Annotated in this window: 23 protein-coding genes; 15 read left to right on the top strand and 8 right to left on the bottom strand. The window is 36.5% G+C overall.

Features of this window, described 5'->3' with window-relative positions; all coding sequences use genetic code 11:
- The first annotated feature begins 41 nt into the window (after positions 1-41).
- Complete coding sequence (locus U6A24_RS22020; protein WP_324182191.1) at positions 42-1,724, top strand: sodium:solute symporter; 1,683 nt, start codon at positions 42-44, stop codon at positions 1,722-1,724.
- A 54-nt stretch (positions 1,725-1,778) separates the two neighbouring features.
- Here U6A24_RS22020 and U6A24_RS22015 read toward each other — a convergent pair whose 3' ends face one another.
- Complete coding sequence (locus U6A24_RS22015; RefSeq protein ID WP_324182190.1) at positions 1,779-2,111, bottom strand: hypothetical protein; 333 nt, start codon at positions 2,109-2,111, stop codon at positions 1,779-1,781.
- Between the two features lie 224 nt (positions 2,112-2,335).
- On the opposite strand from U6A24_RS22015, the gene U6A24_RS22010 reads away from it, so the two are divergent.
- From U6A24_RS22010 to U6A24_RS22000, 3 genes are all read left to right on the top strand, one after another.
- Positions 2,336-3,316: a Gfo/Idh/MocA family protein gene (locus U6A24_RS22010; protein ID WP_324182189.1), complete on the top strand. Its 981-nt coding sequence runs from the start codon at positions 2,336-2,338 to the stop codon at positions 3,314-3,316.
- A 116-nt stretch (positions 3,317-3,432) separates the two neighbouring features.
- Positions 3,433-3,900: a hypothetical protein gene (locus U6A24_RS22005; protein WP_324182188.1), complete on the top strand. Its 468-nt coding sequence runs from the start codon at positions 3,433-3,435 to the stop codon at positions 3,898-3,900.
- Complete coding sequence (locus tag U6A24_RS22000; protein ID WP_324182187.1) at positions 3,890-4,090, top strand: helix-turn-helix transcriptional regulator; 201 nt, start codon at positions 3,890-3,892, stop codon at positions 4,088-4,090. Before U6A24_RS22005 ends, U6A24_RS22000 begins: the two co-directional genes overlap by 11 nt.
- Positions 4,091-4,154: 64 nt before the next feature.
- Here U6A24_RS22000 and U6A24_RS21995 read toward each other — a convergent pair whose 3' ends face one another.
- Positions 4,155-4,997 (bottom strand): DUF2911 domain-containing protein, encoded by an 843-nt coding sequence (locus U6A24_RS21995; RefSeq protein ID WP_324182186.1) that lies wholly within the window; start codon positions 4,995-4,997, stop codon positions 4,155-4,157.
- Between the two features lie 119 nt (positions 4,998-5,116).
- On the opposite strand from U6A24_RS21995, the gene U6A24_RS21990 reads away from it, so the two are divergent.
- The 6 genes from U6A24_RS21990 to U6A24_RS21965 all read left to right on the top strand — a co-directional run bounded on the left by U6A24_RS21990 (position 5,117) and on the right by U6A24_RS21965 (position 9,286).
- The gene (locus U6A24_RS21990; protein WP_324182185.1) at positions 5,117-5,776 is read left to right on the top strand and encodes an MIP/aquaporin family protein; all 660 of its coding nucleotides are present in this window, start codon (positions 5,117-5,119) and stop codon (positions 5,774-5,776) included.
- Positions 5,777-5,860: 84 nt separating this feature from the next.
- On the top strand, positions 5,861-6,217 hold the full coding sequence (locus U6A24_RS21985) for a hypothetical protein (protein ID WP_324182184.1): 357 nt from the start codon (positions 5,861-5,863) through the stop codon (positions 6,215-6,217).
- Between the two features lie 84 nt (positions 6,218-6,301).
- Entirely contained in the window at positions 6,302-6,796 is a 495-nt protein-coding gene (locus tag U6A24_RS21980; RefSeq protein ID WP_324182183.1) for an SRPBCC family protein, read from the top strand.
- Between the two features lie 15 nt (positions 6,797-6,811).
- Complete coding sequence (locus tag U6A24_RS21975) at positions 6,812-7,510, top strand: SDR family NAD(P)-dependent oxidoreductase (RefSeq protein ID WP_324182182.1); 699 nt, start codon at positions 6,812-6,814, stop codon at positions 7,508-7,510.
- A gap of 2 nt (positions 7,511-7,512) precedes the next feature.
- Complete coding sequence (locus tag U6A24_RS21970; RefSeq protein WP_324182181.1) at positions 7,513-8,820, top strand: cryptochrome/photolyase family protein; 1,308 nt, start codon at positions 7,513-7,515, stop codon at positions 8,818-8,820.
- 97 nt (positions 8,821-8,917) lie between these two features.
- Positions 8,918-9,286, top strand: a complete 369-nt coding sequence (locus U6A24_RS21965) for a nuclear transport factor 2 family protein (protein WP_324182180.1) — start codon at positions 8,918-8,920, stop codon at positions 9,284-9,286.
- Positions 9,287-9,365: 79 nt separating this feature from the next.
- On the opposite strand, the gene U6A24_RS21960 is transcribed toward U6A24_RS21965, so the two are convergent.
- Positions 9,366-9,998, bottom strand: a complete 633-nt coding sequence (locus U6A24_RS21960) for a porin family protein (protein ID WP_324182179.1) — start codon at positions 9,996-9,998, stop codon at positions 9,366-9,368.
- Positions 9,999-10,160: 162 nt separating this feature from the next.
- A complete protein-coding gene (locus U6A24_RS21955; RefSeq protein WP_324182178.1) occupies positions 10,161-11,045 on the bottom strand; it encodes a LysR family transcriptional regulator in 885 nt (294 codons plus the stop codon).
- Between the two features lie 81 nt (positions 11,046-11,126).
- On the opposite strand from U6A24_RS21955, the gene hutH reads away from it, so the two are divergent.
- The 5 genes from hutH (at position 11,127) to U6A24_RS21930 (ending at position 18,333) form a co-directional block, all read left to right on the top strand.
- Complete coding sequence (gene hutH / locus U6A24_RS21950; protein WP_324182177.1) at positions 11,127-12,707, top strand: histidine ammonia-lyase; 1,581 nt, start codon at positions 11,127-11,129, stop codon at positions 12,705-12,707.
- Between the two features lie 38 nt (positions 12,708-12,745).
- Positions 12,746-13,993: an imidazolonepropionase gene (gene hutI, locus U6A24_RS21945; RefSeq protein ID WP_324182176.1), complete on the top strand. Its 1,248-nt coding sequence runs from the start codon at positions 12,746-12,748 to the stop codon at positions 13,991-13,993.
- Positions 13,994-14,017: 24 nt separating this feature from the next.
- Positions 14,018-16,018 carry a urocanate hydratase gene (locus tag U6A24_RS21940; RefSeq protein WP_324182175.1) on the top strand — a complete coding sequence of 667 codons (2,001 nt, stop codon included), beginning with the start codon at positions 14,018-14,020 and terminating at the stop codon, positions 16,016-16,018.
- A gap of 25 nt (positions 16,019-16,043) precedes the next feature.
- Positions 16,044-16,988 carry a formimidoylglutamase gene (hutG, locus tag U6A24_RS21935; RefSeq protein ID WP_324182174.1) on the top strand — a complete coding sequence of 315 codons (945 nt, stop codon included), beginning with the start codon at positions 16,044-16,046 and terminating at the stop codon, positions 16,986-16,988.
- 868 nt (positions 16,989-17,856) lie between these two features.
- A complete protein-coding gene (locus tag U6A24_RS21930) occupies positions 17,857-18,333 on the top strand; it encodes a hypothetical protein (RefSeq protein WP_324182173.1) in 477 nt (158 codons plus the stop codon).
- Positions 18,334-18,408: 75 nt separating this feature from the next.
- On the opposite strand, the gene U6A24_RS21925 is transcribed toward U6A24_RS21930, so the two are convergent.
- From U6A24_RS21925 to U6A24_RS21910, 4 genes are all read right to left on the bottom strand, one after another.
- Positions 18,409-18,981, bottom strand: coding sequence for a ferritin (locus U6A24_RS21925; protein ID WP_324182172.1), 573 nt, complete (start codon positions 18,979-18,981; stop codon positions 18,409-18,411).
- Positions 18,982-19,014: 33 nt separating this feature from the next.
- Positions 19,015-19,326, bottom strand: coding sequence for a hypothetical protein (locus U6A24_RS21920; protein ID WP_324182171.1), 312 nt, complete (start codon positions 19,324-19,326; stop codon positions 19,015-19,017).
- A gap of 742 nt (positions 19,327-20,068) precedes the next feature.
- Complete coding sequence (locus tag U6A24_RS21915) at positions 20,069-20,554, bottom strand: hypothetical protein (protein ID WP_324182170.1); 486 nt, start codon at positions 20,552-20,554, stop codon at positions 20,069-20,071.
- 246 nt (positions 20,555-20,800) lie between these two features.
- A partial coding sequence (locus tag U6A24_RS21910; RefSeq protein ID WP_324182169.1) for a T9SS type B sorting domain-containing protein occupies positions 20,801-21,018 on the bottom strand: 218 nt, incomplete at its 5' end.

Here is a 21,018-nt window from a genome sequence, read left to right as displayed (position 1 = left end):
CATTTTCTCATTGTTTTAATAACCCACAATCACGTTAATACATGCAAACCATAGATTGGATCGTACTTATTGGAACATTATTGTTCATTGTTTTATACGGAACCTGGAAGACCAAGGGCAGTAAAAATGTACAAGAATACATACGCGGTGGTAACGAGGCCAAATGGTGGACCGTTGGTTTATCTGTAATGGCAACACAAGCCAGTGCCATAACCTTTCTTTCTACACCTGGACAGGCATTTCATAGCGGAATGGGATTTGTACAGTTTTATTTTGGGCTTCCTATTGCAATGGTAATCATCTGTATGGTTTTTATCCCTTTATATCATAAACTTAATGTTTATACAGCATATGAATATCTGGAAAGTCGCTTTGACCTAAAGACCCGCAGTTTAACTGCAATATTATTCTTAATTCAGCGAGGATTGGCTGCAGGCATCACCATATTTGCACCAGCAATTATTTTATCTGCTGTATTGGGTTGGAATCTTACCACCCTTAATATTATTATCGGAATTCTAGTGATTATCTATACCGTTTCTGGAGGAACTAAAGCCGTAAATGTTACCCAGAAACAACAAATGGCTATCATATTCACGGGAATGTTTATTGCGTTCTTTTTGATCATTAGCTACCTACCAGAAGGAATCACTTTTTCAAAAGCATTAGATATTGCAGGTGCCAGTGGCAAAATGGAAATCCTGGATTTTTCATTTAACCTTGATAATCGATACACCTTCTGGAGCGGTATCATTGGTGGAAGCTTTTTGGCACTCTCCTATTTTGGTACCGATCAAAGCCAAGTACAACGCTATTTATCCGGAAAATCAATTAAAGAAAGTCAATTAGGTCTTTTGTTTAATGGTTTACTCAAGGTACCCATGCAATTTTTTATTTTATTGGTTGGGGTTATGGTTTTTGTTTTTTATCAATTCAATCCCTCTCCTATCAACTTTAATCCAGCAGCACAAGAAGCTATTCAAAATTCTGAATACCTTCGGGAATACAATCAACTTGAAACCGAATTGGCCAAAATTCAAAAGTCAAAAGAGGAAGTGATCACGAAATTTTTGACAGAAAAAGAAGAAAACAATAAAAACACTATTTCGGTATTAAACCAGGCCGATCAAAAATTAAGAAATCAGGCTAAAGAGTTAATTATTAAAGCTAATGCAGATGTAGAAACCAATGACAAAGATTATGTTTTTATTCATTTTATCCTGAACAATCTCCCACGGGGGCTCATAGGCCTTTTATTAGCCGTAATTCTATGTGCAGCCATGTCATCTACCGCATCAGAGTTAAATGCATTGGCATCTACCACCGCTGTTGATTTATACAAAAGAAATATCAAAGAAGAAAAAACAGAAAAGCATTATGTAAATGCTTCCAAATTATTCACATTGATATGGGGGATGCTGGCTATTTTGGTAGCTTGTTTTGCCAACCTTTTTGATAATTTAATTCAACTGGTGAATATCATTGGTTCTATTTTCTATGGAAATGTACTTGGTATCTTCCTTTTAGCTTTCTTTATAAAATTTGTGCATAGCAATGCTACATTCATAGCAGCTTTGATTACTCAAGTAATTGTGATTATTGGCTGGTATTATGATTGGATGCCCTACTTGTGGTTAAACCTTTTTGGTTGCGCATTGGTAATGATTATAGCCATAGTAATACAACAAATCATGGGATCTAATCCAAAAACACAAAGAAGGTAAGCTTTAAAATAAATACCTCCTTACTAATATTATAGATAGTAATACGAAATGGCATTAATGATGTATTGCCGCTTCAGAAAGGTATGAAGAAAGAGAGTTCTGGAAAACATAATAAGTTCTCATAATCTTGTTTATTTCCTCACCAATACTCTTTGATAATTTTACCGAATCCTGAACAAGCTCTTTAAGTTTATCAATACCTTGTTTTAATATCTTTCCGTCATGATTTAATTCTAAATACTGTTCATACATTGCAGAAGTACACGGTTCACAACGGTATGAATTCAACTTAGACATCATACTGGTAAGCTCATTATCCATAAGACTTAGTTTCATGAAGTGTGGCTGTCTAATTGATGCGGTTTTGGAGGAGTTTTTGGTTTTCATGTGGTAAGGTTCTAAATTAGTAAATTAGCGAGTATCTTAAATATAATAAAACACCTGAAAACAAACAAGTTACAAAGCTCTAACTTAAACAAAATTATACATATCGTAAAAAACAAATAAATTATTAGAAAAATCTTTACTAGTTTTTTAGGATTGAACTTTTTTTTTCAAATTTTAAAATATATTGTTTTACTTATTTTTGAAATTAATGATAACATACACTAATGAAAGTAGGCAATAAAACAACAAAATGGGGAATCTTAGGCTGTGGTAAAATAGCTCACAAATTTGCAGAGGATTTATTAACCATACCTAATGCGAAATTAGAAGCTGTCGCTAGTAGACAGTTGCAAAAAGCAAAAGAGTTTGCCGATATATATACAGCGAATAAGCACTACGGAAACTACAGCGATCTAAGTAAAGACCCCGATATAGATGTTGTGTATATTGCAACTCCACATGTTTTTCACTATGATAATACATTGATGTGTCTCAATAATAGAAAGGCCGTTTTATGTGAAAAACCTTTTGCCATGAATACTTCTCAAGTACAAGAAATGATTCAGAAAGCAAAAGAAAATCGGGTGTTTTTGATGGAAGCGCTTTGGACTTACTTCCTTCCACATTACCAATACGTATTAAAACTAATAACTTCTAAAGAATTGGGAGCCATCAAAAGCTTGCGGGCCGATTTTGGTTTTTCTTCTACATTTGATCCTAATGGAAGAATATTCAATAAAAAATTAGGTGGGGGAAGTCTTCTTGATGTGGGTATTTATCCGCTATTTGCTGTATTAAGCATATTGGGATATCCGGAAAATATAGAAGCAAAAGCTGATATAGGAAAAACAGGAGTTGACGAAACGTGCACTATTGAACTTAATTACAAAAATGGTGCTTCGGCATCTTTATTTAGTGCTATTACACAAAAAACAAATACTGAAGCTATAATAGAGCTAGAAAATGGCCGTATAGTTATCAACAGTCGTTTTCACGAACCTTCCTCTGTTACTACATATCAAAATGGAACATCAAAATTGCACGAATTTGATGTATCTACGAACGGATATAACTTTGAAGCAATCCATGTACAAGAAATGTTATTTCAAAATCGAGAAGAAAGCACGATAATGAACTTTGACAAAAGCCTTCAGTTAATCACATTATTAGATACCGTAAGAGAAAAAATCGGGCTACATTACTAATGAAAAGAAGGGTTAGAAGTTTTTGGAATTATTTTAATTGCGCAAAATGTAAAATAAACTTTACTTTTTGTAAAATTTACATTACATTTGAATTCATTAAACAAAAATCGAGCATGATGAAATATTTATTATCAAACAAATTCAAAAAACCGGGATGGGTTCTTCTTGTGGTTGGTATAACATTCGGGATTATCCATGCATTAAATGATTTCGAATCTGATTTATTAACCGTAAAGGTGATCTCACTATTTCATAACGATATCATATTCTCAAAAAATAATGGCTTGGTTAGTATTATAGAGGATAGCATTGTAGATGAAATACTAACGTTGATGATCATTACAGGAGGGTTGTTAGTAGGTTTTTCAAAAGAAAAAATTGAAGATGAATTTATTTCTAAAATTAGGTTAAGCTCTTTAAAATGGGCCATTTTGATAAACTATGGGATATTGCTATTTGCAACCCTATTCTTTTATCATACTAATTTTATGAGTATTATGATCTATAATATGTTTACTCCTCTAATCATATTTATTGTCCGGTTTAATTACATCGTATATAAAAAGACTGGCCATGAAGAATAACATAAAAGTTCAAAGAGCTATTCATGACCTTACGCAGGCAGATCTAGCCGAAAAAATTGGGGTAAGTAGGCAAACGATTAACGCCATGGAAAAAAACAAGTACGTCCCTTCTACCCTCTTGGCATTAAAGATAGCTAGGTTATTCAAAAAGCCAGTTGAAGAGATTTTTATTCTCGAAGACGAAGATTAGAAAACCAAAAAAGCGTTCCTATTCGGAACGCTTTTTCAAATGATTTGTGTGTGAGAAAGAGTGTTTATTTTGCTCCCCACTCTGCAAGGGAGTCCTTATTAAGTTTTACATAGTCAGCATTACCTGCCTTTTCTGCTAATTCTAACGAAGTTTTGGCTGCTTTTATTGCCCCATCCTTATCTCCTGTCTTTGCGTAAATAAGAGATTGTTGTCTATGAAACCAGAAAGCAGGTTCTTTTCTTAAAGAAATAGCTTTATCAATATGTTCTTTTGCCTTTGCAAAATCTTCAATTTCTTTATAGAAAACCGCTGCTTGATAATGATCTCCTGCAGATGGCCCTGCCATTGTTTTTTCGATACTTGCGATAGCCGCCTTCTTTGCAGGAACTTCAATTTTTAATCCAACTTCAACATTAGACCATACGATATACATCTTTGCAGAATCCATAGTAAAGTCGTTAAACATAATCGTAAATGTTTCTACATTCATAGGAAGAGCACTTGCTTTTATAGTTGCTTTTGCAGCAACTTTGGTATCATCCCATTTTCTTGGAGTTCCCCAGTTATTTGCATCGCTATAAAAGATTACTTCCCAATTCTCTTTTCCTGGTTTAGTAAAAATTGCATAGGTTCCTTTCTTTAATTCCTTGCCTTCAACTTTTACATCGTCACTAAAAGTAATTTGAGTATTTTTATTAGCACCGGTTCTCCAAAGTTTGTCATACGGTACCAAATCCCCATATATTGTTCTTCCTCTCATACTAGGACGTGCGTATTCAACAGAAACATCTGTTAATCCAATAACCTGATTAATTTTAGAGGTAGGGCTCGGTTGTGGAGTTTTTACCTGCGCCTCAATCCCAAAGGATAATAAAGCCACAGAAAGAAATAAGACAATCTTTTTCATTGTGTTTAATTTAGTTTGTTAGAATTATTTAGTAACGAAAATAAGGATTACCCTTGCATTAAAAGTTAACAAAAACTTAAAATAAGTAATGGTATATTTGCCAACATATTACAAAGAAGATGCGAAAATACATTTCAGAAAGTATTGGAACTTTTAGCTTAATATTTTGTGGTACCGGGGCAATGACCATTAATGAAGTAACAGGTGGCGATGTAACCCATGTTGGAATAGCAATTACCTGGGGACTTATTGTTATGGCTATGATTTATGCCTTTGGTGAAATCTCTGGAGCTCATTTTAATCCGGCTGTAACCATTGCATTTGCCTATGCCAAAAAGTTTGAATGGAAAGAGGTTCCAAAATATATAATTGCACAATGTGTTGGAGCTATTGTGGCTAGTTCAGTTTTGCTTTTTCTATTTCCTGAGAGCGAGTTTCTTGGTGGAACCATACCTACGGTAGATAGTTTTAGAGCATTTATATTAGAATTACTTCTTACCTATTTTCTTATGGTAGTTATTATTAACGTATCTACAGGTTCCAAGGAAATAGGGACAATGGCAGGAATAGCTATTGGTGGGATTGTACTTCTAGAAGCTATGTTTGCTGGTCCGATCACCAAAGCTTCGATGAACCCGGCAAGATCTCTGGGTCCAGCCCTTTTATCTGGTCACTGGGAGCAACAATGGCTTTACTTCATTGCTCCTATAGCTGGAGCTCTTTTAGCAGTATTAACTTGTAAAGTAGTTAAACCTGAAAATTGTTGTGATGAGTGTTAAAGTATGTATTCTAAGCCTTCAGAATTTGCATAATTAACTCTTTTTAACATATCTTTATCTCATAATAAACCTTCCCCCTTACCTATGAAGCATTTTTCTAACGAATTTTGCGAAATGCAGCTATATGATCAATTCGTTGTACTTACAATAAATGAGAATATCGATTTGACTTTAGAAAAAGCATCTATAATAAGAGATAAGCTTACCAAATTCTATAAGTCAAAGGATTTCATTATGATCAGCAATCGTAAACATAAACACAATGTCTCTCCCCAGATCTATAAAGAAGGGCAACTAAGTAACATGAAAGGACTAGCAATAGTCTCAACCGATAATGAAGAAAGAGGAAAAGCAGAAATAGAGCAATCTATGTACGGCAGATCATTCGCTTTTTTCACGTGCCTGGAAGAAGCCAAATCATGGGCTGAAGGCTACTTCTGAACCTAAAAATTATTTTTTGTTTAACATTTTAATGATTATTGTTAAACAAAATGATTGTATTTTTACTTCAAATTACTTTGAAGTATGAAAATTTATACCCTGAAAACAAAGCAAAACTTGCCAATTTCTTTAGACGAAGCCTGGGAATTCCTATCAGATCCAAGAAATCTCAAAACCATAACCCCAGATTATATGGGATTCAAAATTATTTCTGGTGCCGAACGCAAAATGTACCCTGGCCAAATTATCCAATATATTGTTACTCCTGTTGCCGGCATTAAAAATAAATGGGTAACCGAAATTACTCATGTAACGGACAAACAATATTTTGTAGACGAACAACGATTTGGTCCCTATGCACTTTGGCATCACAAACACTTTATAAAAGAAATCCCTGGTGGTGTAGAAATGGAAGATATTATTGACTATAAAGTTCCTTTTGGCTTTCTAGGACAGCTTATTCATCCTATACTAGTTAAACCAAAGCTAAAAGAAATTTTTAAGTATCGTGAAAAGAAACTAATAGAGTTATTTGGTACCTTCGAAGTAGAAACAGAAAGCAAACTTGTATTTATTTAAAAAGATAGGATAGTCATGAGAAAAAACATCTTACTCATAGGAGGCAGTCATGGTATAGGGTTTGAAATTGCTTTAAAACTATATAGTGATCATAATATCTTTATAGCATCCAGAACTTCGGAAAATCTGGGTAATCTTGAAGTAACCCACATTCCTTACGATGCTTCAAAAGATGAAATCGATACTTCTGCATTACCAGAAAGAATCGATGGATTTGTGTATTGCCCTGGTAGTATAAATCTAAAACCATTCAAAATGCTGGATGCCAAAGCCTTTGAAGATGATATGCAGATAAATTTCATGTTCTTGGTTAAAATCATACATGGGTTACTTCCAAAACTTAAAAATTCTGATCAAGCAAGTCTTATTTTCTTCAGTACAGTGGCGGTAAAAGTAGGAATGCCTTTTCACACCAGTATTGCTGCTGCAAAAGGAGCCATCGAGGGTTTTGCTAAAGCTTTGGCTGCAGAATATGCTCCTCAATTTAGAGTGAATGTAATCGCTCCCTCACTTACTGATACCCCTCTTGCCGAAAGATTATTGGGAAATGACAAAAAGAAAGAATTAATGAATAAACGTCACCCTATGAAACGTGTAGGCCAAGCCGAAGATATAGCCAATATCGCTAAATTTTTATTAAGTGATGACAGTAGTTGGATCACCGGTCAAGTAATTGGTGTCGACGGCGGAATGTCTACCTTAAATGTCAACTAGTAATGAATCAGAAAGTATCTGTTTTCTGGTTTCGAAGAGACCTTAGACTTGATGATAATATTGGATTGTTAAAATCACTTCAGGAAGAAAACCCGGTACTTCCCATTTTTATTTTTGATAAAAACATTCTTGATCATTTATCAAAAGATGATGCCCGAGTTACTTTTATCTTTGAAACATTACAAAACCTCAATCACAAGATCAAAAAGGAACATCGCAGTTCGTTGGCAATGTTTTATGGACAACCAAAAGAGGTTCTAGCAGATCTCATTCATAAGTTTGATATACAAAAGGTATTTACCAATCATGACTATGAGCCGTATGCTCAAGAGCGAGATACCGAAATCAAAAAATTACTATCAGAACACAATATAGAATTTCAAACTTTTAAAGATCAGGTAATCTTTGAAAAAGACGAGATTGTCAAAAATGACGGAAACCCCTATGTGGTTTACACTCCTTATAAAAATAAATGGAAAGAGTCATTCAACCCTTCCAAGCTGAAAGTACATAACACCAAGCTATATTTAAAAAACCTTATCAAAAATACAGAGCTGCCCCGTGTAACTTTGGAAAAAATGGGTTTTGTAAAATCAAAAATTAAAGTACCAGAATTTGATAGCTCTCCTACCCTTATTCAAAATTATGAGGCCACTCGTAACTTTCCTTCAAAAAACTATGGAACTTCAAAACTAGGACCTCACCTTAGATTTGGTACTGTAGGAATACGAACTATTATAAAAAAAGCAATAACCGAAGAGAATGAAGTGTTCTGGTCTGAACTTATCTGGCGCGAGTTTTTTATGCAGATCCTTTGGCATTATCCACATACCAAGGGCAAGGCTTTTAAGCCAAAATATGATCGTATCGAATGGAGAAACAATGAAACTGAATTCGAAAAATGGAAAAAGGGCGAAACCGGATATCCATTGGTAGATGCTGGTATGCGTCAGCTTAACCAAACGGGATATATGCATAATCGCGTACGTATGGTTGTAGCCAGTTTTTTGTGCAAACATTTATTAATCGATTGGCGATGGGGCGAAGCGTATTTTGCAGAAAAGCTATTAGATTACGATATGTCTGCAAATGTAGGAAATTGGCAATGGGCAGCTGGATCTGGTGTGGATGCAGCACCCTACTTTAGAATTTTTAATCCAACTACTCAAATTACCAAATTCGATAAAAAACTAGAATACATTAATACCTGGGTGAAAGACCTAAGCGAACTTACTTATCCCCAACCTATAGTAGAACATAAAATGGCAAGAGAACGCTGCTTACAGATTTATAAAGAAGCTGTTGGATAGTAAACAAACTTATAACAGTTCTTTAAACTCATACATTGAAGTTTTTTTGTAATTTATTGGTTCAAAATTATCTCAATAACCAATAAATCATAATTTTATGAACACACAGCAAGTTGCAAATCGTTTAGTAGAACTTTGCCGTATGGGAGAAAACATGCAGGCTATTAAAGAACTGTATGATGAGAACGTGGTGAGCAAAGAGATGCCTGGGGCTCCTTCTCCTACAGTATCGGGCAAGGATGCAGTAACCAAAAAAAGTGAAGACTGGTATGCAACCGTAGAAGAATTTCACGGAGGCGAAATTTCAGACCCTATTGTAGCCGAAAATCATTTCAGCTGCATCATGAAAATGGATTGTACATTTAAAGGACAAGGGCGAATGAAAATGGAAGAAGTAGCAGTATATCAAGTAAATAACGGAAAGATAACGCAAGAACAATTTTTCTACAGTATGCCAGCTCAATAAGTCCTATAAGTAAAAACGTTTCTATCCACTTTGAGAATTGTATCAAGTAGATAGAAACGTAATCTTTATTTTATTTATATTAGAATTTGATTCCTGTAGAGAATTGAAAAACTGAATTTTCAAAACTAATAGATGTATTTTCACCAAAAGGAGAGGTTTCATATATATTCGTAACTCCTAGATTGTAGCGTACTTGAAAAAATGCTCCTATCGGAAATTGATATCCAAATCCAAAATTAACAGCTATATCAACATCAGAAATAAATTCTCCGTAATCTACATCCGAAGTTTCAGTCACACCACCATCAAAAACGTTCTTGCGCTGTAAAGTTGCCGATGTTAAATAACCAATCTGTGGACCCACTTCGACACTAAGACCTGGTACCACATAAAATGGATAATACTTTAACATTACAGGAAGGATAACATAGTCTATTTTTAAGATTTCTTCCTCAAAATTAGGTTCTATACTGCCTGTACTGAAGCCCTGAAAAGAATATAATAGTTCAGGTTGTAATCCCAGATATTCGTTAATTGGAAATTCGGCTGCTAATCCTAAATGGATACTTGTTCTTGAATCGACAGCTTTATCTTCTAGATGGGTAGCATTTAATCCAAATTTGATACCAATCTCAAAGTCTTCAACTTGAGCATTTATTTTTGGACAAAACAATCCCATAAGGAATGCAATAAAAAACAGCTTTTTATTCATAGTTTATAAGTTTGGAGCATTACTATTTAAAGCTAATAATATTAATCTTTCATAGTAAAAACTAAGAAAAAGCAATAAAATTATGCAACCAAAAGTAAACAACACTATCCAGAAATAAAAAAAAATCTATTCGACAAGAAGTACCAAATCTTTGTAAACCCTTTATAGGTCAATCAAATCGGCTATTTGCTGTAACGCCGGATTGCGATTATTTTCTTTCCAAATTACCGATAAAACGGCCTTTTGTTTAATTCTAGGTATCTCCAGAAACTTCACTTTAAGATCAAAACCATGTTGCAAAGATGTAGGTACGATAGCAACCCCTAACCCACTTTCAACCAATTTATATATTGTTTGTGCATGAACCGATCTATGGGAAACATTGGGGCTAAATCCCTTATCCTCGCATATACTCATGATTTTATCATAGTACAACGAACTATAGTCTGAAGAAAATAAGATAAAATTCTCTTCAGAAACCTGGTCTACACTTTTGAAAGAATGTTTATCCAAACGGTGATCTTTTGGTAAAACCAACGAAAAGGTATCACTATGAACTGTTTTCATTTTTAATCCCTTGGGCACCCTAGCCAACCTTACAAACCCCAAATCCAGTTCATCCTTTTCAATAGCTTCTACCTGTAAATAATTCGACATTTCTTCGAGGCTAAACTTTATTTTAGGAAATTTTGTATTTGTTTCGACCAACAATTCCGGGATAACAGTCTGCATAGCAGATCCTAAAAAACCTATTCGTATCTCTCCTTCGTTACCCGCATCAATTAAACGGGTTTGTTTTATCGTGAAATCAATGTGATTAAATACATAATCCAGCTCTTTTTTAAGATACTCCCCTGCATTGGTTAAACGTACATTTCTTTTATCTCTTACAAACAATTGTACTCCTATAATTTCTTCCATTTGCTTGATTTGCCTACTTAAACCGGGTTGAGAAATAAACAAACGATCTGCAGCTTTACGAAAGTGTAATTCTTCGGCGACCGCCAAAAAATAATTAAAATGCCGCAACTCCAACTGATAACTCATAGTTATTAAATATTGATAAAATAAGTATTTCCAATTATCAAATGTATGCATTATTTTAGTATAACAAATCATAAATACGCAATGTCTACAGAATCAGATCATTTTTTATACGGAGAAGGCCATTTAACCGCGGGGATAGCCTTGAAAATTGCTCGAGGAGAAACCAAAGGTATTATCTCCCAGGCATCTCGCAAGAAAATCAGAAACAGTAAGCAGGTAGTAGAGAATATTGTAGAAAAAGGACACCCCATTTATGGAATCAATACTGGATTCGGTCCGCTATGTACTACCAAAATATCAAAAGAAGAAACCAAAATTCTTCAAAGCAATATTTTACAAAGTCATAGTGTAGGTGTTGGCGATCCTATAGCTACCGAAATAGCAAAACTGATGATGATTTTAAAAGTACAATCATTATCAAAAGGATATTCGGGCATTGCCGAAGAAACTCTTGATCGCATCCTTTGGCATATCGACAACGATGTCATACCCATCGTACCAAGCCAGGGTTCGGTTGGAGCATCGGGAGATCTGGCACCGCTGTCTCATCTATTCTTGCCGCTTATTGGCTTAGGAAAAGTTACATATCAAGGAAATACAATTGAAGTATCCGAACTTTTTAAAACCACTGGACTAAAACCGTTAGATCTTGGTCCAAAAGAAGGTCTTGCTCTTATTAATGGTACGCAATTTATTGCGGCACATGCGGTAAAAGTAGTTGCACTATTACATAACTGCCTTTCGCAAGCTGATATTATCGGCGCCATGATGATAGAAGGTTTACAAGGGTCGGTAAAACCATTTTATAAGGAGTTGCACCAGTTAAGACCTTTCAGAGGAAATATCCATGTCGCCTCCCGGGTAAAATCATTATTAAAAGGGTCAGAGATTATGGAAGATCATATTGATTGCGACCGCGTTCAGGATCCCTATTCATTACGATGTATCCCACAAGTGCATGGAGCCTCTAGAAATGCCTGGTTACATCTCAAAGAACTTTTAGAAACCGAACTAAATTCGGTTACCGATAATCCCATCATAATCAATGAAGATCTCACCATAAGTGGTGGTAGTTTTCATGGACAACCCCTGGCAATGGCAATAGACTATGCTTGTTTAGCAGCTTCAGAAATCGGTAATATTTCTGATCGTAGAATTTACCTAGCCCTGGAAGGAAATTCACCGGGAGTACCAAAATTATTGATGGAAAACACAGGAATTAATTCTGGATACATGATTCTTCAATATACCACGGCTGCCCTGGCAAGTGAAAACAAGGGATTGTGTTTCCCGTCTAGTGCAGATAGCATACCTACTTCTCTTGGGCAAGAAGACCATGTAAGTATGGGCTCTATTGGTGGCCGAAAAGCCTTAAGAGTTATTGAAAATGTCGAAAAAATATTGGCCATCGAGCTTTTGACCGCGGCCCAGGCTTTTGAGTTCAGGAAACCCTTAAAATCAGGAGTAATCCTTGATGAGATATATAAAGAGATCCGTACTAAAGTATCTTTTGCAGAAAAAGATCGAGTATTTGCAGATGATATTGAAGAAGGCATCAAAATCATCAAAAACAAAACAATTATCGATATTGTAGATACAGTATCGCAGAAAGAGAATTTAACTTTGGAAACGCCTTTTTCTGAGGTATTTGAAGTATATTAAATAACCGTTATCAAGCACTTAAGATTTGTACTCAGCATATGAAGAAATATAAACTTATTGGTCCGATTACTCAAGTCCTAACAATGGAAAGCCTTTCAGTAAAAGGAGCCATAAAAGATGAACAGTTACCTATCCTGGAAAATGCAGGAATATTGATTGAAGGAAATAAAATCCGCTCGATTGGCAACTTTTCTGAATTAAAAGAAAAAGCAGACATTCCTAACGTAGAAATTATCGAATTGCATGCCGATCACGTTTGTGTTCCTGGATTTATTGATGCACATACACACATCTGTTTTTCAGGTTCTAGAGCTAGGGATTATGCGATGCGTAATGCCGGCAAATCCTATCTTGAAATTGCCGAAGCAGGAGGCGGAATATGGGATACCGTTACACAAACCAGAAAAACAGATCAGCAAGAGCTGACCCTAGGCATTATCAAAAGGGCAAATACACTTTTAAAAACCGGTATTACTACCATTGAAGTTAAAAGTGGTTATGGGCTCTCGGTCAAAGAAGAACTCAAAATGCTACGTGCTATTAAAAATGCCAATATTGGTACTGAAGCCGATCTGATTGCGACCTGTTTAGCCGGGCATATGTTACCCAAGGATTTTGATGGCAACCATAACGAATACCTGGAAGCTATGGGTAACACCTTGTTTCCGATTTTAAAAGAGGAGAATCTGACTAATAGAATCGATGCCTTTATCGAAAAAAGTGCTTTTATGCCATCTGATATCTATCCGTATTTCAAAAAAGCAAAGGCCATGGGATTTGATATTACGGTACATGCCGACCAGTTTAGTGTGGGTGGTAGCGAAGTGGCTGTAAAAATGAAAGCCAAAAGTGCCGACCACCTTGAAGCCAGTACCGAAGATGAAATCGAAATGCTTGCAAAAAGTGATGTAATTTCTGTTGCACTTCCTGGAGCCTCTATTGGATTAGGATGTAGTTTTACCCCGGCCAGAAAAATTCTGGATGCAGGCGGAGCCCTTGCCATTGCTAGTGATTGGAATCCCGGATCGGCGCCTATGGGAGATTTATTAACGCAAGCTTGTATCCTGGGAACATTCGAAAAGCTATCGAATAGCGAAGTACTCGCCGGAATCACATTTCGAGCAGCCAAAGCGCTCAATTTAAATGATCGCGGAGTACTTTCTGAAGGAATGCTGGCCGATTTTAATCTTTTTCAGACCGATCATTATAACGAGATTTTTTACAAACAAGGAAAACTTGTACCCAATCAGGTTTGGAAACAAGGAGATTTAGTATCTCAACAATAGTATAAAATTCATACTGCAAATCAAATGACTTTCAAAGAACAAATACTTCAAGGGGTTCCAGCTTCATTGCCTTCAAAAAGGCCGTTGGATGCTAAAATAAGTCGAGCTCCTAAGCGAAAACAAATTCTTTCTACCGAAGAAAAAAAACTAGCGCTTAGAAATGCGCTTCGATATTTTCCTGAAGCGTGGCACGCAGAACTTGCTCAAGAATTTCTTGAAGAGTTGGATGAATTTGGACGCATCTATATGTATCGTTTTATGCCAGAATACGAAATGTATGCTCGCCCGATAGACGACTATCCATCAAATACCCAACAGGCTGCTGCTATCATGCTTATGATTCAAAACAATTTGGATCCCGCTGTGGCACAACACCCTTATGAATTAATCACCTATGGTGGTAATGGTGCTGTTTTTCAGAATTGGGCACAGTACCTGCTTACTATGAAGTATTTGGCTACTATGACCCAAGAGCAAACATTACATATGTATTCTGGGCACCCTATGGGATTGTTTCCTTCTTCAAAAGATGCTCCTCGTGTAATTGTTACTAACGGAATGATGATCCCCAACTATTCTAAACCCGACGATTGGGAAAAATACAATGCTCTTGGTGTAACCCTATATGGGCAAATGACAGCAGGCAGCTATATGTATATTGGTCCGCAAGGAATCGTGCATGGTACTACGATCACCGTAATGAATGCCTTTAGAAAAACATTGCAGCAAAATGAATCTCCGGCAGGTAAAATCTTTCTAACTGCTGGTTTGGGTGGGATGAGTGGTGCACAACCTAAAGCCGGAAATATTGCTGGTTGTATCACTATTTGTGCCGAAGTAAATCCTATGGCCGCTCAAAAACGCCATGAACAAGGTTGGGTAGACGAAATTCTGGATACTATGGAAGACCTTGTTTCCAGAGTTCGAAAAGCAGTGGATCAAAAAGAAACGGTTTCCATTGCATATCAGGGAAACATTGTGGATGTATGGGAACAGTTTTACGAAGAAAACATTTATATAGATCTGGGTTCTGACCAAACCTCGTTACACAACCCATGGTCCGGTGGTTATTATCCGGTAGGCTTGAGTTATGAAGAATCCAATGCCATGATCAGCAACGATCCTGAAACCTTTAAAGTTAAAGTACAGGAATCACTTCGCAGACATGCTGCTGCTATTAATAAACATACCGCAAGAGGCACGTATTTCTTTGACTACGGAAATGCTTTTCTTTTGGAAGCTTCTCGTGCAGGAGCCGATGTCATGGCTAAAAATGGTATTGATTTCAAATATCCATCGTACGTACAAGATATATTAGGGCCCATGTGTTTTGATTATGGTTTTGGACCCTTTAGATGGGTTTGCACATCAGGAAAACCGGAAGATCTTGACAAAACCGATCAAATTGCCCTAGAGATAATGGCTTCGATTAAAAAAGTATCTCCCAAAGAGATTCAACAACAGATGCAGGATAACATGACTTGGATCGAAGAAGCTAAAGAAAATAAGCTAGTGGTAGGCTCACAAGCCCGTATTTTGTATGCTGATGCCGAAGGAAGAATCAAAATCGCAGAGGCTTTCAATACAGCCATAAAAAATGGCGACATCACTGCGCCGGTTGTATTAGGAAGAGACCATCACGATGTGAGCGGTACCGATTCTCCGTATCGAGAAACCAGTAACATCTATGACGGAAGTAAATTTACAGCCGATATGGCTATTCATAATGTGATTGGAGATAGTTTTAGAGGTGCCACCTGGGTATCGATACACAATGGTGGAGGTGTTGGCTGGGGTGAAGTGATTAATGGTGGTTTTGGTCTTGTACTCGATGGATCTGAAGATGCTTCAGAACGTTTGAAACGTATGTTGTTTTATGATGTAAATAATGGCATAGCCCGTAGAAGCTGGGCCCGAAACAGAGAAGCCTTGTTTGCTATCAAAAGAGAAATGGAACGTACTCCAGAATTACAAGTCACACTTCCTAATATAGTAGAAGATTCAGTACTAAATAAAATTCTGTAATTTGCATAGACTTCATCGCAACCAAATGAAAAACTACCAAAAACCAAATCCAGAGGTATGGACGGGACGTTCTTCAGAAAAAGAATTATACCTACATGAAAAGATTAATTGTATAGATCTTACCAAGGATCCTTTGGAAACTGTAAAAGATAAAAGCTTTGCTGTATTAGGATATGTGTGTGATGAAGGTGTGAAACGAAATCAAGGCAGAATTGGTGCGGTAGAAGGTCCACAGGCCATCAGAAAAATGATGGCATCTCTTTCTAATCATTTTTCAAGTGATGTACAACTTCTGGATGTTGGTAATATGACTTGTATCGATCAAGATTTAGAAGAAACACAACAAGATACTTCAGATAGCATTGCATTATTACTACAGCATGCTATTTTTCCAATTGTATTAGGTGGTGGTCATGATCTTGCTTATGCACATTATAATGGTATTAAAAAACAATTTCCGAACAAAACCATTGGTATTATTAATCTAGACGCGCATTTTGATTTAAGAAAAGTGGAAGGCAAAGGAAATTCCGGAACACCGTTCTTTCAAATTGCGCAAGAAAATAAAGATTTCAACTATTTATGTCTGGGGATTCAAAAGGAGTCTAATAACAGAGAACTATTTGAAGTGGCAACTAACTATAAGGTCGATTATCTCCTCAATACAGAATTTACTTCACAAAACAAGCAAAAAGTGGCTCAAACTGTGGCTAATTTTATAAATACCGTTGACCTGGTGTATCTTACTATTGATATTGATGGATTTTCTTCGGCTTATGCCCCGGGAGTAAGTGCTCCTTCCCCATTCGGATTTTCTATAGACATTGCTATGGAAACCATACAGCAGATTTGTAAATCTAATAAACTTATTAGTGCAGACCTGGTAGAACTCAACCCAACCTATGATATAGACAACTGCACAGCACGCCTGGCTGCAAGAATTGCCTATTATATGATGACATGGTTATAAAATGCGGTATCGGGTTTGTTGAAGTATATGAGGGAGATTAAACCCGACCCGCATTCTTACGCCATAAATCTTAGTTTTTGTTTTTCTGATTTTTAAATCAAAAAGGGACTACCAGAAGATAATCCCCCTGATCGATTTAAAAAACACAAAACCAAAATTTGTTATATCTCTATTTCTTACAAAATTACTTACGCATCGCATATCTAGAAGCTTCAGGAAGTTCTCTTAAAAAATTTAGAATGCTTGTAAAATTCAGCCCTAAAGTGGAAAATAAATTATTCATGACTATGTGATTTAAGGTTAACTAGCACTAAATTAATAAGTTATCAACAATTAACAAAATAAAATGTTTATTATTTGTTAATAATTTGTTGAAATTATTATTATTTTCGTTGTAAAACACAAAAATTATAAAAAATCACATAATTAGTAAGTAAAAACCTACTTTAACTATTAATAACTATGTTAATAACTCTGACACCCCTTATTAACAAAGGGATTCAGCTATTAACAAATCAGTTAAAAAGGTTAAAAATCAGTGGATTACCCCAGAAACTTAGGAGGTTTTCGAAATACAATACTCATTGATGCATACCCATCATGCTGAATTTATTTCAGCATCACACCCTTTGAAAAAAAACTGTCCTTAATAAGATTCCTAATCGAGTGCAGGATGATACCGTTAGATATTTTTCATTAAATAAACCAGCTTGTACAGTTTAAAAATATAGATTATGATATTTAGCTTATCTCTATTTCTTTTATATAAATTGCGGCTATGAAATAAGCCATACCTATTAGATTAATATTCACCAAAATGAGTAATGGCGATTCCATCTGACAGATAAAAAGCAATAAAAATAAACAGATGAAAACTGCTACTGTAAAAGAGATCAAAACCGAATTAACCCATTGTTCTACTCAAGAACTCATGGAGTTATGCCTCAGGTTATCCAGATTTAAAAAAGAGAATAAAGAGTTACTTACCTACTTGTTATTCGAATCCTCGCATGAAGAAGGATATATAGAAAGCATACAGCGTGAAGTTGACGAGCAGTTTGATCTTATTAACACCGCCTCCTACCATTATATCAAAAAAAGTGTCCGCAAGATTCTGCGTATGATCAAAAAGTATATTCGGTATTCTAAAAACAAAGAAACAGAAGTAGAATTGTTACTCTACTTCTGTAAAAAGTTATCGGGTTTTCAACCGTATATTCATAGAAATAATGTCTTACAAACGATATTATATCGTGAGCTTACCTCCATTCAAAAGAAGCTCCCTTCGTTACATGAAGATTTACAGTATGATTACACGGTAGAGTTGGAAAAACTAGTATCATAAAAAACCTATTCTCGACCTGTGTGCCTGAGGAGTCCAATTACCATCGGAACATTAGAATTGACAGTTTTTTTCAGATTATTCCTTCGGAATACGTTCATCGATTAACTTGAGAGCCGCATCATCACCCATAAGCTCCATCATATCAAGGATATCGCGTATGCTTTGCTCCTCTTCCATTTGCTCTTCTACAAACCACTGTAAGAAATTCTCGGCGCCAAAATCATTTACTTTTCGGCAAGCCGCTACAATCTTATAAATAGATTGCGTAATTGCAATTTCTTGTTGCAGTGCCAGCTCAAAAATCTCTTTTAACGATGCGTATTCGTGTGCAATATTAGACACCTCTGGTGAATGTGCTGCACCGCCACAATCGTTAATAAATTTGAAAATTTTCATCATATGCTCTCTTTCTTCTAGCGATTGCTTGTAGAAAAAAGAAGCACTTCTAGACAGTCCTTTTTGATCGCACCAGGAAGCCATTGCTAAATACACTGACGAAGAGTGTTGTTCTTTGGCGATTTGCTGATTAAGCATATCCATCACCTCCAGATTGATACTGATTTGTTGTCTTGCAATATTTTCCATAGTGAATTTCTTTATGTTGTTGTATAAAATTAAGGAAAATACAGCGGTAAAGCGAGTGGCCACGGTAATTTATAGACAGTCTAAATCAAAGGAAACTTAGGCGGTAAGCACACTACGAAGCTCCATCATGGCAAATGTACCCTGAATCAGTTCGGTAAAATCTAAAACCTGTAAGGTATCCAGTAAAATCAAATGCTCTTTATCACAGAAGGTTAGCAACGTTACATCATGATGATCCAGCATATACTCTATATGTTCAGGAGTCGATAACTGCTTTGCTTTATAACGCAAACTTAATAACTGACAAAAGGAAACTTTGACCGTTTTATGGCCAAAATCAATATAATAACAGCGATCTTTTGCAGACTGATACGAAGTATAATATTTCGAGGCGAAAAGTAATTCCATATTCCGGATGCGAAACTAATTCTTATTTAGATTTAATCCAAATATTATTTGAGGTTTTTTATAGTTAATGATGACTAAGAAAAATGTGTCGGTTTGAGTGTTTTTGTGGTAACAAAAATGTATCGCAACAAGAGATTTCCGTCAAAAGCCTTATCATCCCGAGCATAGACGAAGGATCGATACACTTTTTCTCCATTTTATGACGAATAACCACTCAATTTTGACAGCTCCTGACTAAACCAATTAAAAAAGAATATTGTAACGGATTAAATTCAACGTAACGTAACCTGAGATTGTTATAGGCCGCATTTCGAATAGCCTCAGGGTGCGAACACCATCGTGGGCTGAGCCCTTCGATAGCCCAGGAACCTCGGAGTCGAAACCGGACCATTACAAAAGCAGAAAGATCAATAATCCTCATACCCTCGCTCCTCATTCCTATCAAATAATATACACATACCCCCCACTTATACAAGTACCCCCTCCCACTTGTATAAGTACCCCAGGGTACTTCAATTGTTAAAGGTTCCTGTAGATTTGTCAGGTAGGGTACTTACCTAAGTGGGTATGGGTACTTCAATTGTTAAAGATCCCTGTAGCGTTGTCAGTTCACCCACTTATAGTAGTAGGTACGCCCGGTAGATTGGCACCTCGTCCCGCCTTTTTGGTAGGCTAGCGGGGTATTTTTGTACCTCGGGCCATCTTTTTTGACCATGCACCCACCTTTTTTGCTAATGTGTTGCTATTCAACCGTATCTTCTGGGGTATTATTGGTGTTTATGCTTTGAGAAAATCTGGCTTTTAAGAGTTCGTGGGCACTTTGGGCGCCTTCCATTGGCATTTTGCGGGCAGCATCGGCAAGGCTATAAACCGACAGTGCTACTCGATATACCTCGCTACCCACAATGGTCTGGGTATCTTTTAACTGGCGCAATACACTTTCCAGCTCCAGAATGATGGGATCTAATTGCTCAAACAGGGTAAGATCTTTGCGGGCTTCTTCTGCCGTTAAAGCACCCGGGATCCATTGGGGCCTGCCCTCAAGGATATGAATGCTATCTTCTGCAAAAATTTTGTTGGCGCTATTGATTTTGGGTAGATTTTTACGCTCGTTGGGCGTTAAGTTTTGTAAAAAATCTAATTCACATTTTAAGGTGGTAAGACATTGTTGTATACTGGTGATCTCTTCACTGGTAAGTACCTTACTAATTCTGTTGTTTTCGTTCATTTTAATTCTTGTTGTTTATAATTATGTATTTGGTTTATTTATAATTTGAGGGAGTTCCTCCCCCTCGACTTCCACTCCGACAGGCTCAGTGTGCAGTTCACCCTTCGACCCTTCGACCCTTCGACCCTTCGACTCCGCCCCGCCCGGGATAATGCTTAGTACTACTTACCCCTCGACCCTTCGAGGACCTCAGGGTCCGTAGGATTCAACATTAGTGAGGGTTGAGGCTCTCGAAACCCGACAAGATCAATAATTAACATAGATCATTTTTGTTTCGTGGCCCAGCCCCGCTTCGTTGTAGTCGATCACACATACATAAGAGCCCACAGGGACCATGCTACCTTTATAAGTGCCGTCCCAGCCATCGCCGGGTCCCCCATAATGCGCGCTGAACAGCAACCGTTGGCTCAGGTCGTATATCTTCACCACGTTGTTTCCATACGCTTCAAGGCCTTCGATGACCA

The organism is Aquimarina gracilis (assembly GCF_035285365.1).
GTDB classification, from domain to species: domain Bacteria; phylum Bacteroidota; class Bacteroidia; order Flavobacteriales; family Flavobacteriaceae; genus Aquimarina; species Aquimarina gracilis.
The sequence above is the reverse complement of the archived record's forward strand: the minus strand, read 5'-3'. Positions and strand labels throughout refer to the sequence as shown.